At 60.6% G+C, this 14,313-nt stretch carries 11 protein-coding genes; 3 read left to right on the top strand and 8 right to left on the bottom strand.

The window, feature by feature from the left end; genetic code table 11:
- Nucleotides 1-45: 45 nt before the first annotated feature.
- The 7 genes from H4V96_RS04960 to H4V96_RS04930 form a co-directional block, all read right to left on the bottom strand.
- Complete coding sequence (locus H4V96_RS04960; protein WP_196855273.1) at nucleotides 46-2,169, bottom strand: sodium-translocating pyrophosphatase; 2,124 nt, start codon at nucleotides 2,167-2,169, stop codon at nucleotides 46-48.
- 175 nt (nucleotides 2,170-2,344) lie between these two features.
- Nucleotides 2,345-3,001, bottom strand: a complete 657-nt coding sequence (adk, locus tag H4V96_RS04955) for an adenylate kinase (RefSeq protein ID WP_196855274.1) — start codon at nucleotides 2,999-3,001, stop codon at nucleotides 2,345-2,347.
- 252 nt (nucleotides 3,002-3,253) lie between these two features.
- Nucleotides 3,254-4,009: a 3-deoxy-manno-octulosonate cytidylyltransferase gene (gene kdsB / locus H4V96_RS04950; protein WP_196855275.1), complete on the bottom strand. Its 756-nt coding sequence runs from the start codon at nucleotides 4,007-4,009 to the stop codon at nucleotides 3,254-3,256.
- 2 nt (nucleotides 4,010-4,011) lie between these two features.
- The gene (locus tag H4V96_RS04945) at nucleotides 4,012-4,188 is read right to left on the bottom strand and encodes a Trm112 family protein (protein WP_010395789.1); all 177 of its coding nucleotides are present in this window, start codon (nucleotides 4,186-4,188) and stop codon (nucleotides 4,012-4,014) included.
- Nucleotides 4,169-5,224 carry a tetraacyldisaccharide 4'-kinase gene (gene lpxK / locus H4V96_RS04940; protein ID WP_196855276.1) on the bottom strand — a complete coding sequence of 352 codons (1,056 nt, stop codon included), beginning with the start codon at nucleotides 5,222-5,224 and terminating at the stop codon, nucleotides 4,169-4,171. The genes H4V96_RS04945 and lpxK overlap by 20 nt, the downstream gene beginning before the upstream one ends.
- Before the next feature lie 93 nt (nucleotides 5,225-5,317).
- A complete protein-coding gene (locus H4V96_RS04935) occupies nucleotides 5,318-5,758 on the bottom strand; it encodes a biopolymer transporter ExbD (protein ID WP_010395785.1) in 441 nt (146 codons plus the stop codon).
- Nucleotides 5,755-6,360 (bottom strand): MotA/TolQ/ExbB proton channel family protein, encoded by a 606-nt coding sequence (locus H4V96_RS04930; protein ID WP_010395783.1) that lies wholly within the window; start codon nucleotides 6,358-6,360, stop codon nucleotides 5,755-5,757. The genes H4V96_RS04935 and H4V96_RS04930 overlap by 4 nt, the downstream gene beginning before the upstream one ends.
- A gap of 1,338 nt (nucleotides 6,361-7,698) precedes the next feature.
- Here H4V96_RS04930 and xseA point away from each other — a divergent pair.
- The 3 genes from xseA (at nucleotide 7,699) to H4V96_RS04915 (ending at nucleotide 12,674) form a co-directional block, all read left to right on the top strand.
- Nucleotides 7,699-9,060 (top strand): exodeoxyribonuclease VII large subunit, encoded by a 1,362-nt coding sequence (xseA, locus tag H4V96_RS04925; RefSeq protein WP_196855377.1) that lies wholly within the window; start codon nucleotides 7,699-7,701, stop codon nucleotides 9,058-9,060.
- Nucleotides 9,061-9,426: 366 nt separating this feature from the next.
- Nucleotides 9,427-10,005 carry a superoxide dismutase [Fe] gene (gene sodB / locus H4V96_RS04920; RefSeq protein ID WP_010395778.1) on the top strand — a complete coding sequence of 193 codons (579 nt, stop codon included), beginning with the start codon at nucleotides 9,427-9,429 and terminating at the stop codon, nucleotides 10,003-10,005.
- Between the two features lie 275 nt (nucleotides 10,006-10,280).
- On the top strand, nucleotides 10,281-12,674 hold the full coding sequence (locus H4V96_RS04915) for an EAL domain-containing protein (protein WP_196855277.1): 2,394 nt from the start codon (nucleotides 10,281-10,283) through the stop codon (nucleotides 12,672-12,674).
- Here the strand turns inward: H4V96_RS04915 and H4V96_RS04910 are convergent.
- Nucleotides 12,635-14,197: a CYTH and CHAD domain-containing protein gene (locus H4V96_RS04910; RefSeq protein ID WP_196855278.1), complete on the bottom strand. Its 1,563-nt coding sequence runs from the start codon at nucleotides 14,195-14,197 to the stop codon at nucleotides 12,635-12,637. The genes H4V96_RS04915 and H4V96_RS04910 overlap by 40 nt on opposite strands.
- Nucleotides 14,198-14,313: the final 116 nt, after the last annotated feature.

Raw genomic sequence — 14,313 nt, 5'->3', positions numbered from 1 at the left:
CGGCACCGCCCCGCAGCATGTGATGCGGGGCGGGCAGGAGTAGCCTTACTGCGCCGGCAATACTTGCACCGGTGTCACCGGCGCCAGGACCGGCGCTGCGATCACATGACTGGACACCGGTGCCCTGACCTCCAGCCAGCCCTTGGCCGGCAGCAGCGGCACCAGCAACAGGGCCACGATATTGATAATCTTGATCAAGGGGTTCACGGCCGGTCCCGCCGTGTCCTTGTACGGGTCGCCCACCGTGTCGCCCGTGACGGCCGCCTTGTGCGCCTCCGAGCCCTTGCCGCCGAAGTGGCCATCCTCGATATATTTCTTGGCGTTGTCCCAGGCGCCGCCGCCCGTGGTCATGGAAATGGCCACGAACAGGCCCGTCACGATGGTGCCCATCAAGAGCCCGCCCAGCGCCGCTGGCCCCAGCAGCATGCCGACAACGACGGGCACCACCACCGGCAACAGCGAGGGTACGATCATTTCCCGGATAGCCGACGCCGTCAGCATGTCGACGGCCTTGTCGTATTCGGGCCGCGCCGTGCCTTCCATGATGCCCTTGATATCGCGGAACTGGCGCCGCACTTCGACCACCACGGCACCCGCAGCGCGGCCCACCGCTTCCATCGCCATGGCGCCGAACAGATACGGTATCAGGCCACCGATGAAGAGGCCAACGATGACCATGGGGTTAGACAAATCAAAGGTGATGTGCTGGCCCACCGATTCGAGCGCATGCGTGTAGTCGGCGAACAGCACCAGCGCGGCCAGCCCGGCCGAACCGATGGCATAACCTTTGGTGACGGCTTTGGTGGTGTTGCCCACGGCATCGAGCGGATCGGTGATGGCGCGCACGGAGTCGGGCAGGCCCGACATTTCGGCGATGCCGCCCGCGTTATCGGTGATCGGGCCATACGCGTCGAGCGCGACGATGATGCCCGCCATCGACAGCATGGCCGTCGCTGCAATGGCGATGCCGTACAGGCCGGCCAATTGATACGAGACGAGGATGGCGACGCAAACGGCCAGCACCGGGTAAGCGGTGGACTTCATCGATACGCCCAGGCCGGCGATGATATTCGTACCGTGACCCGTCGTCGACGCTTCGGCGATATGGCGCACGGGTTTGAAATCCGTGCCCGTGTAGTACTCGGTGATGTAGACCATCAGGCCGGTGAGCACGATGCCGACGAAGGTAGCGCCCATCATCTTGTAGCGCATGGCGTCGTCGGGCCACAGCAGCCACGTCACCACGGCAAAGCCGAGCAGCGACAAGCCAGCAGCCCACCACAGGCCCGTGTACAGGGCCGACATGATCTTCGCGCCCGGCTTGGTCTTCACCATCGCGCAGCCGACGATGGACCCGAGGATGGAGACGGCGCCCAGCAGCAGCGGATAAATGATGGCCGTGCTGCTGGCCTGCGCCATCAGCAATGCGCCCAGCAGCATGGTGGCGATCAGGGTCACGACATAGGTTTCGAACAGGTCGGCCGCCATGCCGGCGCAGTCGCCCACGTTGTCGCCCACGTTGTCGGCGATGACAGCAGGATTGCGCGGATCGTCCTCGGGGATGCCCGCCTCGACCTTGCCTACCAGGTCAGCGCCCACGTCGGCGCCCTTGGTAAAAATGCCGCCACCGAGGCGAGCGAAGATGGAAATAAGCGAAGCGCCGAAGGCCAGTCCGATCAGGGGCTTGATCAAGTCATGCTGGCTCAGGCCGGGCGCACCCTTCATCACCAGCAGCCAGTAGAACAGGGTCACGCCCAAGAGGCCCAAGCCGACCACCAGCATGCCGGTGATCGCTCCGCCCTTGAAGGCCACGCTCAAAGCTTGGTTGATACCCAGCGTGGCCGCTTGGGCCGTGCGCACATTGGCCCGCACCGAGACATTCATGCCGATGAAGCCGCAGGCGCCCGAGAGCACGGCGCCGATCAAAAAGCCCAGCGCCGTATGCAGGCCAAGCAGCGCATAGATGGCGATCAGCAACACCACGCCCACAAACGCGATGGTACGGTACTGGCGCGCCAGATAGGCGGCCGCACCCTGCTCGATGGCTAGCGCGATTTCCTGCATGCGCGCGTTACCGGGATCCTGGCGCAAGATCCAGCTACGCGACATCACACCGTAAATGACTGCGAGCAAGCCGCAGGCTACCGCAAACCACAAACTGGCTGCCATATCGTCCCCTTCTGTTTTTATCCGACGTCATTGCCAACAGCTGCAGAACGCACCGGGTAGGCACGCGCAGCCAGGAAAACACGACCTGCAAAAAACCTGAACTACGAAAACGTTATGCCTTCAGCGATGCGGGCAGAAAAAAAGCGGACGCTGAGGTCCGCTTTTACATCACTGCTTATTCAGCCAGGGCAGCGAAGGCGCTGTCGCGGATTTGCTCAACCGGACCGACGCCGGCGATGCGGCGGTATTTCGGCGCACCTGACAGGCCGGACTTGGCCCATTCGTTGTAGTAACCGAGCAAGACCTTGGTCTGGTTATGGTAGACGTCCAGGCGCTTCTTGACCGTTTCGGCCTTGTCGTCGTCACGCTGGATCAGCGCTTCGCCCGTGATGTCATCGATACCGTCTACCTTGGGCGGGTTGAATTTGACGTGGTAGACGCGGCCCGAACCGGGGTGGCTGCGGCGGCCATCCATGCGCTCGATGATCGAGGCATCAGGCACATCGATTTCCAGCACATAGTCGACATTGATGCCGGCATCTTTCATGGCGTCCGCTTGCGCGATGGTGCGTGGGAAGCCATCGAACAGGTAGCCATGGGCGCAATCGGCTTCTTGCAAGCGGTTCTTGACCAGGCCGATCATGATGTCGTCGGACACGAGGCCGCCCGCATCCATGACTTTTTTCGCTGCCAGGCCCAGTTCTGTGCATTCCTTGATCGCCGCGCGCAGCATGTCGCCCGTGGAGATTTGTGGAATGTTGTATTTTTCTTTGATGAAGTTAGCTTGGGTGCCCTTGCCGGCACCGGGTGCTCCTAAAAGTATCAGACGCATTGAAAAGTTCCTAAAAAACAGATTTTGGATGGTGGTATGTGTAATTATTTTTAGATGATGTTGCTATGACTATCTTTCTCTACGAAACTTACCACAAAAAATCCCCGCAGCGCCAGTTTGCTGTCGAATTGTCATGCCCTGATTGATCAAAGCCAGTAATAAGCGAGACAGGGGTTTCAAAATGTGGTTTTTGCTGCAGGCATACAAACCACCGTTGCACACCTGCCGCTTTGCCGCTTTGCCGCCAGCGCGTTACAGAACGCCGTAGTGGGCTTGTACCCTGACAAGATCTTCCGGCGTATCAACGCCGGCTGCAGGCGCCGAGTCGGTGACGTGCACGGCGATGGCAACACCGTGCCACAGCACGCGCAACTGCTCCAGCGCCTCGATCGCTTCCAGCGGCGACGCGGACAGGCTGGGGTACGTTTGCAAAAACGCATTGCTGTACGCATACAGGCCGATATGGCGCAGCGGCACGTAGCCTTGCGGCAAGGTTTCACGCGACTGTGCAAAGCCGTCGCGGTGCCAGGGGATGCAGGCGCGCGAAAAATACAAGGCGCGATTCGCCTTGTCCAGCACCACTTTGACGACATTCGGGTTGAAGGCCTCAAGCACATCATGCAGCGGGTGGGCGCACGTGGCCATGGGGACGCTGGCGCTGATCTGCGCCGCGCAGGCGGCCAGCAGGGCGGGATCGATCAAGGGTTCGTCGCCCTGCAGGTTGACGACGACGGCGTCCGGCGGCAAATCGAGCGTGCGCGCCACTTCGGCGATGCGGTCCGTGCCCGACGGATGGTCGGCACGCGTCATGCACACTTCCACGCCGTGCGCGGCGCAGGCGGCGCGGATGCTGTCATGGTCGGTGGCAACGATGACGCGTGTGGCGCCCGAGAGCAGCGCTTGCTCGGCCACGCGCACCACCATGGGCTTGCCGCCCAGGTCGGCCAGCGGCTTGCCCGGCAGTCGCGTCGAGGCCAGGCGGGCCGGGATGATGACGATGAACGCCATCGTTATTCCACTGCGTCTTGCAAGGTGCGCGCTTCGTCCGCCCACATGATGGGGATGCCATCGCGGATAGGATAGGCCAGGCGGTCGGCGCGGCAAATCAATTCCTGCGCCTTTTTATCGTGTTCAAGCGGACCCTTGCAAACAGGGCAGACCAGGATATCAAGCAATCGAGCGTCCACGACATTTCTCCACAATTTGTTGGGCCAGCGCGCTATCGATGCGCGCACTGACGGGGACGACCCACAGTCTCGGGTCATCTTTGAGATATTCAATTTGCGCACATTTTACTGCATCCTTCTCGGTGATCAAGATCACATCGGCGTCGAGTGCCGCAAATGGCTGGTCGAGGAAGTCGTGATGGTCGGGCAAGGACAGCTCCACAAAGTCCAATCCGGCAGCGCGCAGCATGGCAAAGAAACGCCGGGGATTGCCGATGCCGGCCGCCGCCACGATGCGCTGACCGCTGGCCGCCAGGGTCGCCAACGGCAGTTGCACGCTGCGCTCGAGCAGGCGCTCGGCCACGCTGCCATCGAGCAGCATCTGCACCACCAATGAAGCTGCGGGCGCGACGTTGCCCAGCAGTGCCGGCGCCAACTCGGGCGCATTGAGCACGGTCACATCGCGCCGACGGCGCGGCGATTCACGCAAAGGGCCGGCCGGCAGCAACCAGCCATTGCCAACGCCGCGGCCATCGAACAGCACGATTTCCACGTCGCGCTGCAAAGCGTAATGCTGCAAACCGTCGTCCGTGACCAGTACGTCGACGTCCGGGTGCGCCGCCAGTAGCGCCCGCCCCGCTTGCGCGCGGTCGCGCCCCACCATTACGGGACAAGCGCCGCGCTGGAACATCAACAGCGGCTCGTCGCCCACCTGCTGCGCCGTAGAGGCGGCAGTGACGGCGCGCGGCAAGCGCTCGGCGCTGCCATGGCCACGCGAAATGACGCCAGGGCGCATGCCGGCGTCGCGCAAGGCTTGCACCAGCCAGATCGTCAGCGGCGTCTTGCCTGTGCCGCCAATAAAGATATTGCCGACGACGACGACGGGCACGGGCAGGCGCGTCGATTTCAACACGCCGACGCGGTACAGGCCGCGCCGTAGCGCGCTCAGGGCGCCGAACAGCAGAGAGACAGGCCAAAGCGCGCACGCCAGCGGACCGCGCGTCAGCCAGGCGCGGGTGAGAGTCGTTTCAAGCTTGGCGGGGGAGGATGTGGGCATGGGTGTCAAATAAAATTGGAACCCAAAATCAACACCTGGGGTCGGACCCTGAGGGTCCGACCCCGGCACTTCGGTTGGGGTTGGAGGTTTGCCTTACTTGCCGCCCGCCTGCGCCGCAAACGTCAGCTTTTCATAGCCGGCCAGGCGCGCCGCTTCCATGACATGGATGACCATCTGGTGCATGGCGAATTGGTCGGCGTTGAGCACCACCACGGGCGTCTGCGCGGGCGCCTTGCCGCCATTGGCCGCCCTGGCCGCGCTCTGCAAGGCATCGGCCAGGCCAGCGACGTCGCGAAACGAGACCGGTTCGCGGTTCACAGTATAGTTACCCTTGGCATCGATAGTGACGTCGATCTGCTGTGGCTTGTCCTTCGCTTGCTCGGCGTCGGCCGTCGGCAAGGTGATCTGCAGCTGCGTAAATTTGCTGTAGGTGGTGCTGACCATCAGAAAGATCAGGATCACCAGCAGCACGTCGATGAACGGGATCAGATTGATTTCGGGGTCTTCACGCCCCTTGCCTTTGCGGAAGTTCATTGACGGCCACTGTGGACGATGTCGACGAACTTGACCGCTTGTTGCTCCATGTCAATAACGAAGCTGTCGACGAGGGCGCGGAAATGGCGGTAGAAGATCAGTGCCGGCATCGCGATGGCGAGGCCAAAGCCGGTGTTGTATAGCGCCACCGAAATGCCGTGGGCCAGCTGGGCCGGATTCGAGCCGCTGGCATTTTGCGAACCGAAGATTTCAATCATGCCCACCACCGTGCCAAATAGCCCCATCAGTGGGGCCAGGGTGGCGATGGTGCCGAGGGTGGTCAGGTAGCGCTCCAGCACGTGGGCCACGCCACTGCCCGCCTCCTCGATCGATTCCTTCATCACCTCGCGCGGCGCGTTGACATTGCGCAAGGCGGCGGCCAGCACCACGCCCAACGGCGAATTGTCTTCCAGCTTGCTTACCGTATCGGGCGTGATCTTGCCGCTGCGATACACCTGTACCACTTCATCGAAGAGCTTGCGGGGCAAGATCTTTCCACGACGCAAGTAAAACACGCGCTCGATGATCAGGGCCAGGGCGACGATGGAAGCAATTAACAACAGCCAGATGGGCCAGCCAGCGGCTTGGAATATAGCAAGCAAAAGAAACTCCTGGTAAAGAGAAGGCGAGAGAAGGCGATGCAGCGCCCGGACAAACCGTATTGTAGCGAGCGCCGAAATGCGATGACATGTCGGCGCGGGAATGGCGCAATGTAGCGCGTTGCCGCGTCGGCGGCAAGTGGTGACTGACTGCGCACTGGCCCACACCACGCGCCGGGCGTATACCGCCAGTGCACAGTTTTGCACACTTTGTGTGGATAAGATTGTGAGCAAGCATGAAATGCAGCATGCAAGTCATTGATTTACATGGGTATTGTCGGTATGCGTAAAATACAGGCATAGCAGTTTATCGAGCATAGTCAATGTCAATAAATTAACAGTTGAAGAGTTTTGCACATTTACTGTGGACAAGATTGTGCGCAAAGCCAAGTAATTCGATTAAGTGCCTGATTTTAAAGGAGATTAAATCAATGCGCAAAAAAGTGGCAGGCGGCGAAAAATAGGCGACTTAGTCAGCGTCAAAGTTTCACACACAATCTGTGGACAAGATTGTGTGCAAGCGCAAGAATAGACGCCAAGTACATTGATTTATATCGTTTTTTTAGCTTGCATAAAAATGTGGCAGGAGCCGAAAAGAGGCATTTTGATGGCCGCGTTTCGCTGCGATACTGTACTTTTCCGGCGCCAGTGCAGTTCCACACATAAAGTGTGGATAAGATTGTGAGCAAGCTGATTAACTCCCTGGAAGAGCATTGATTTTAAAGGATTTTTTTTACATGCTTAAAAATAAGGCAGACTCACAGCCCGCGCGTGCAGTGAAAAATCCGGCGAAGAGACGCTACGGTTTAGGCAGTTTTGCACATATTCTGTGGATAAGATTGTGCGCAATGCACACACTGCGATACTAAACTATTGATTTATATGAATATTCTTATGCTGCGCAAAATTCAGGCAAGCCGTGCCATGGGCATGTCGGTGGATAATTCACACGCCAGATCGGAGTTCTGCACATTTTTTGTGGATAAGATTGTGCGCAAGGCCATGCATGGCAGACTAAGCGATTGATTCCTCAGCATTTTATTGCCGTGCGCAAAAATGTAGCAAGGCATTTTTCCTCGCCAAAACAGCTCTGCTCGGCAACGTTGGTGCATGGAAAAAAGTTCCGCACACTTTCTGTGGATAACTTTGTGCGTAAGTAGCAGGGGCTGCGTTGATGTGCTTGATATTAAAGGATTTTTTCCCTGTGCACGCAAATCAGGCATACAGGAATTCCACATAAAATCAAATACTTAGAAATAGAACTTGTTGTTTTGCGCGATATATGACATAAGCATGACCTCGCCGATAATATGTGGACAGTTCCCTTCCCTCTCCCACTTCATGATGACCGACACCCCGACTGACAGCGGCTTTGCCGCCCCGCCCGTGCTGACCGTCAGCGCCCTGAACCAGGCCGTCGCGCGCCTGCTCGAGCGCTCGTTCCCCCTGACCTGGATCGCCGGCGAGATTTCCAACTTCACGCGCGCCGCCTCGGGCCACTGGTATTTCACCTTGAAAGACGATGGCGCCCAGGTGCGCGCCGTGATGTTCCGCGGCCGCGCCCAGTACGCCGGCTTCACGCCGCGCGAAGGCGACAAAGTCGAAGTGCGCGCCCTCGTCACCCTGTATGGCGCGCGCGGCGATTACCAGATCAACGTGGAAGCCATCCGCCGCGCCGGCGTGGGCGCCCTGTATGAAGCATTTCAGCGCCTGAAGGAAAAACTGGCCGCACAGGGCCTGTTCGAGCAGGAACGCAAGCGCCCCATTCCGATGTTTGCGCGCAGCATCGGCATCGTCACCAGCGCGCAAGCGGCGGCCCTGCGCGACGTGCTGATCGCGCTCAAGCGCCGTGCACCGCACATCAATATCATTGTGTACCCTACGCCCGTACAGGGCCAGCAAGCGCCGGAAAAAATCGCGCAAGCCATCCGCACGGCATCGACAAGGGCCGAGTGCGACGTGCTGCTGGTATGCCGTGGCGGCGGCAGCATCGAAGACTTATGGTCGTTCAACGATGAAGCCGTGGCCTACGCGATCGCCGATTGTTCCATGCCCGTCATCAGCGGCGTGGGTCACGAGACCGATTTCACCATCGCCGACTTCGCGGCCGACCTGCGCGCGGCCACGCCGACGGCGGCGGCCGAACTGGCAGCCACGCCGCGCGCCGACTGGCTGGCATCGCTGCGCGCCGATGCGGCAGACTTGCGCCGCGCCATGCGCCGCAGCCTCGACGATGCAGCGCAAACGCTGGACCGCCACAGCCGTCGCCTGCTCAACCCGAAAGCGCAGTTGCAGCAACAGCGCTTGCAGTTGCTGGCCCTGTCGACGGCCATGACGCATGCGGCGCGCGCGCCCGTGAGGCAGTCGCAGTTCGCGCTCGAGCGCTTGCGTTCGCGCTGGGTCGCCTTGCGGCCCGACGTCACGGCGCCGCGCGTGCGCCTGGTGGAAATGCAGCGCCGCAGCGGCGCGGCCATGGCGCAGCAACTAGGCCAGCGGCGCCACCACCTCGACGGCCTGACGGCGCAGCTGGAACTATTGAATCCCCAGCGCACCCTGGAGCGCGGCTACGCTATCGTGCGCGATGAAAAGGGCGCCATCGTGCGCTCGCCGGCACAGCTACAGGCACGCCAGAACGTCAATGTGCGCCTGGCCGAAGGCAGCGCGCAGATCGGCATCGCCAGCGTACAGGCGACGCTAACGTAACACAGAGCACCCGATGAGCATCGGCATGGTGGTGCACGCCTCACAGTGCACGATGCATGGTGCACGATAGGTCCAGCCCCTTCTTCAACGCAAGCCTGCATGGCGTCGAAGAAGGCTTGAAAGACGCAGGCTATCCGTGCGCCAGCGTCCGCTGAGGCTTGCGGCAGCGACCATTTCCTCGCAACTTAAGCTAAACGAGAATCACTACGCCGACAGCATCCGCCACGCGTGCCGGAATCTGCAGCAATGGCGCATCCGCTTTACAATAGTGGCTCGTTCAGCAAGAATGCTTGGTTCAAGCACGCAAGGCTCAACCCTCCGGCCCAGGCCGGAAGACTCCGAATACTCACCATAAAGGGACATCACATGGAACATACTCTGCCACCACTGCCGTATGAAATGGACGCTCTGGCGCCGCATATTTCGAAAGAAACCCTGGAATACCACTATGCCAAGCATCACCAGGCGTATGTCACCAACTTGAATAACCTGATCAAGGGTACCGAGTTCGAGAACCTGTCGCTGGAAGAGATCATCAAGAAATCGTCGGGCGGCATCTTCAACAATGCAGCACAAGTATGGAACCACACCTTCTACTGGAACGGCATGAAGCCGGCCGGCGGCGGCGCGCCTACCGGTGCCGTGGCTGACGCGATCAACGCCAAATGGTCGTCGTTCGACAAGTTCAAGGAAGAATTCACCAAGTCGTGCATAGGCAACTTCGGTTCGGGCTGGACCTGGCTGGTACAAAAAGCCGACGGCTCCGTCGACATCGTCAACACCTCGAACGCCGGCTGCCCTCTGACCACCGGCGACAAGCCACTGCTGACCTGCGACGTATGGGAACACGCCTACTACATCGATTACCGCAACCTGCGCGCCAAGTACGTGGAAACGTTCTGGGGCCTGGTCAACTGGGAATTCGTTGCCAAGAACTTCGCCTAAGCGCGTCTCTCTTGTCAACGTCAACGACATGTTGACATGAAAATATGACTTGAAAATTGTCATATTTTCCCAAAGGAAGTTTTTACCGAAAGGTAATAACTTCCTTTTTTATCTGTGCAGAATTTACGAAACATTTACATGCCCGACTAAGCAATTTACATTTTGCTTACGCATGCCCCGCTACACTTTCTCATTCGCAACAAAAGCATTTGGCCATCTGGATCGAAGCAAGCCAGTGGCAACGGGTTGCCGCGCCAGAACCTCGCATACCTTCCATGTCCGCACCGCAGCAGATTAAAAATGAACACTTTCTCCAGCAATGGCTGATCCACGCCATGCTGTTGTCGGCATTGGCCGGCTTCATTGCATTTACCCAGTACGAGGAATATCACCGGATTAATCGCCAGGAACACGAGCGGCTGGCGATGCAGGCGGAAATCGTGGAAAAGAATTTAACGCCGCAATTAAAGTTGAGCAAGCGGGTGATCGACAGCATCATCGACGAACTGGCCACTTGGCAGGCGCAAGGCGATCACCTGCGGCGGGCCAACCACTGGCTCAAAGTGATCAACGATACGCTGATCGGCATCCGCCCCATCCTGGTCATCGGTCCTGACGGGCAGGTGGTCGCGGGCAGCGACGCCGACATGGCGGCCGAAAGCTTCCGGCAAAACGATTGCTTCCAAAAAGCCATGCGACTCGCCGATCCGCAATTGCTGCACGTGAGCGCACCGCCTGGCGACACCGCCGTTCCCGGCGCGATCAGCCTGTGCCGGCGCATCAGCGGGTTTCAGGGCCGTTTTGGCGGCATCGTCATGGTCAGCCTGGCGCCCGCCTATTTTTCCGACCTGCTCGATTCGATTCGTTATGCGCACGATGTGCATAGCTCGATTTCACGCGAAGACGGCCAGATGTACCTGGCTTCTTCGCGCCAGACCGACGCCCGGATGCCCGGCCTGGCGCGCAGCGCCGAGCAGCATCGCATGGTCGCCGAGCGCGACGTGCCGTCGAGCGCGTCCATCTTCGGGACGACGCTGCGCATCGCCGTGAGCCGCGACACCGAGATTTTGTTCGCGCCGTGGCGCCAGAGCTTGTATGCGCAAAGCATCCTGTTCGGTTTGGTCGCCGTTTTCAGCACGCTCGGGCTGCTGCTGATACAAAAACGGCACCGCTTTCGGCGCGCCGAGCGCAAGAAGACAGAGAAGCAAATACAGCAACTGGCCTTCTTCGATCAACTCACCAATCTGCCCAACCGCATCTTGCTGCGGGACCGCCTGAAGCAGGCGAAGACATCGAGCATGCGCAGCGGCAAGCATGGCGCCGTCCTATTCATCGATCTGGACAATTTCAAGACACTCAACGACACGCTTGGGCACGGCATGGGCGACCTATTGCTCAATCAAGTCGCGCGGCGCCTGGTCGGCTGCGTGCGCGCTGGCGACACCGTAGCGCGCCTGGGCGGCGATGAGTTCGTCGTCATGCTGACGGACCTGCATGTGAATGCGGAACAGGCGGCAGCCCAGGTCGATATCATCGGCAACAAGATACTGCAAGAACTGAGCCAGACTTACTGGCTCAAGCAGCTTAGCCACCGCAGCACATCGAGTATCGGCGCCACGCTCTTCATGGGCAATCTGACCAGTATCGACGATCTGCTCAAGCAGGCAGACCTGGCCATGTACAAGTCCAAGGCGGTGGGACGCAATGCCTTGCGCTTCTTCGATCCCGCCATGGAGGTGGCCATGCTGGAACGGGCCGCGCTGGAAACGGACTTGCGCGACGCTATTCCATGCCGGCAGTTGATACTCCATTACCAGCCGCAAATCGACCACCGTGGGGACGTTACCGGCGTCGAAGCGCTGGTACGCTGGCAACACCCGCTGCGCGCGCTGGTGCCGCCCAGCGACTTCATTGCGCTGGCCGAAGAAATCGGCGTGATCCTGCCGCTGGGACAATGGGTGCTTGAAACGGCCTGCGCACAATTGGTCGCCTGGGCCGGACACCCGGACATGCGCTATCTGAGCATCGCGGTCAATGTCAGCGTGCGCCAGTTCAACCAGGACAATTTTGTCGATCAGGTACTGTGCGCCCTGGCCAGCAGCGGTGCCAACCCTCGTCTTCTCAAGCTTGAACTGACCGAGAGCCTGCTGGTGTCCGACGTCGGTGGCGTGATCGCCAAGATGTCCGCAATCAAAGCGCACGGCGTCGGTTTTTCACTCGACGATTTTGGCACGGGCTATTCTTCCCTGGCCTATCTCAAGCGCTTGCCGCTGGACCAGTTAAAGATAGACAAGTCCTTTGTCCGCGACGTGACGCATGACCCTAGCGATGCATCGATCGCCAAAACCATCATCGCCCTGGCGCACAGCCTGAACATCGCTGTCATCGCGGAGGGCGTCGAGACGCTGGCACAGCGTGATTTCCTGGCGCGTTACGGTTGTCGCGCCTACCAGGGATACTTCTTCAGCCGCCCCTTGACGCTCACGGACCTGGAAAAATTTGTGCAGCGCCGCTCGCATGCTGCGCCATGCGACGACGATCGACGCCGTCTGCACTCTTGCAAAGTGTCAGCGGAACAGATATCTCACGATGGCGACAGGCTCGACGGCAGGACGGCTGGACAAGCTTGTCAGGCCTTGTCCTTCGACGGCAAAGGGGCGTGCGCGTAGCGTCGCCATGGCCGCGCCAGCGCCTTGCCTGCACCGCCCTGCAATTGCGCCGCCAAGAAGCCGCGCACATAGGCCGCCTGCGATAGCAGATCAGGCTGCATTTCGGCCAGCGCGCGTAGCAAGGCGTCCGCCACAGCGCTATCGTTGCGCCAGCCCAGTTCGTCCTGCAAGGCGGACAGTCGCTTCACGTAGCGCCTGACTTGCCCGGCGTCATACAAGGATGCAAAAAATTCAGTGGCGTAGCGCGCTTTCTTGGCCGCGATGCGCACCCGGTGATGCGCCGGCGGCGCCAACTGCGGCAAGTCTTTTCCCCGCTTTAACAGTCGGCGCTGATCCTTGCGCACGGTAGCGCGGACAAATGGGCAGCTATGCGCGTCGAGACGCACCACTTGACGCACTGAACAACTGTCGCGCCAGGCCCGCGCCTGCAGCCAGCGCTGCAAGCCCAGCATGCAAGCCGTATAGCGCGCCGAGGTGACGGCCTGGGCCGCTTGCACGTGCTTCAGGCGTGCCTGCGCCTGCGCCGCCGCTACCAGCACAGCCGCGTCCGCAGCTGCCTCGCCATCGAGCTGCGCCAGGGTAACGCCAGCGAGTACATCCCAGTCGCGCGCCTCACCGAGCACCTCACCCAACCAGTCGAGTTCGCGCGTCAAGACCTGCGGCAGCGCCAGCAGGGACTTGAACATCCCGAGCGCCGAGCGCAAACGGCGCAAACCTACGCGCATCTGGTGCACGCTTTCCACGTCCTCGCCCGCTGCCACGCCATCCTGGTTGCTGCTGACCTGCTCCAGGCAATTGCTGGCGATAGCCAGGAACACCTGCTCCACCGACATCGCCGCATGCAGCGCCAGGGCTTGCGCCTTGACGGCGCGCAGGGGCTGTGGCGCTGCGAGGCGGTAACCGCGCTCCGCCTTGCTCATGTGGCCCAGCTGCAGCGGCACGTCGTGCAGCAGGGCCAGCGCCACGCCGAACAGGCTGGCGGCCTGCCCCTGCTTCAATTCCAGCTCGATCTCGCTGACGGCCACGCTACGTAGGGCACCATCGCCAGCGGCCACACCGCTTTCAATCACCCCCTGGTCCAGCACGCACTCGATCTGCTCGCCCTGCGCCGTGCGCAACTGCCATACGGTGCGCTCGATGCGCGTGGTAAACACCGGCTGCAAGGCATCGCGGATGGCATCCTGGCGCAGCAGCGCGCGGATGGGCTGCTTGCGACCGATGAGCAAGTCGAGCGCGGCGAGGTCCGGTTGCGGTCCCGCCACCTCGCTTTCCCATTCATGGCGGCTGTGCAAGCCGCCGCTGACATGGCCGCCCGCCTTCAAGGTTTGCACCCAGCGCCCATCCACCTGGCGCACGCGCAAGCCCGCCTGGTGGCGACACAGCTGCAAATCGGGCGTATCGACATAGATATCGTGCATCTGCAGCACCTGCGGCTCGCCTTGCGCAGACTGCGCCAGCAGGGGGTGCGCGCGCAGGCGCGGCGCGTCTTGCGGTGCCAGCAACAATTTCAATTCGATTTCCATGCCCACTCCTTGTGAGATTCGTCAGCGCCTATCGCCTATCGCCTATCATGTATTGTAAGGCGCGTGCCGCAGGATGGGCGCGGAAAACCTGGCCCGCGTGCGCGCACTGAAGCAGA

Origin of the sequence: Janthinobacterium sp. CG_23.4 (assembly GCF_029892305.1) — a bacterium.
GTDB classification, from domain to species: domain Bacteria; phylum Pseudomonadota; class Gammaproteobacteria; order Burkholderiales; family Burkholderiaceae_D; genus Janthinobacterium; species Janthinobacterium lividum_D.
Note: the sequence above shows the minus strand (reverse complement) of the source record. Positions and strands in the feature narration are given on the sequence as shown.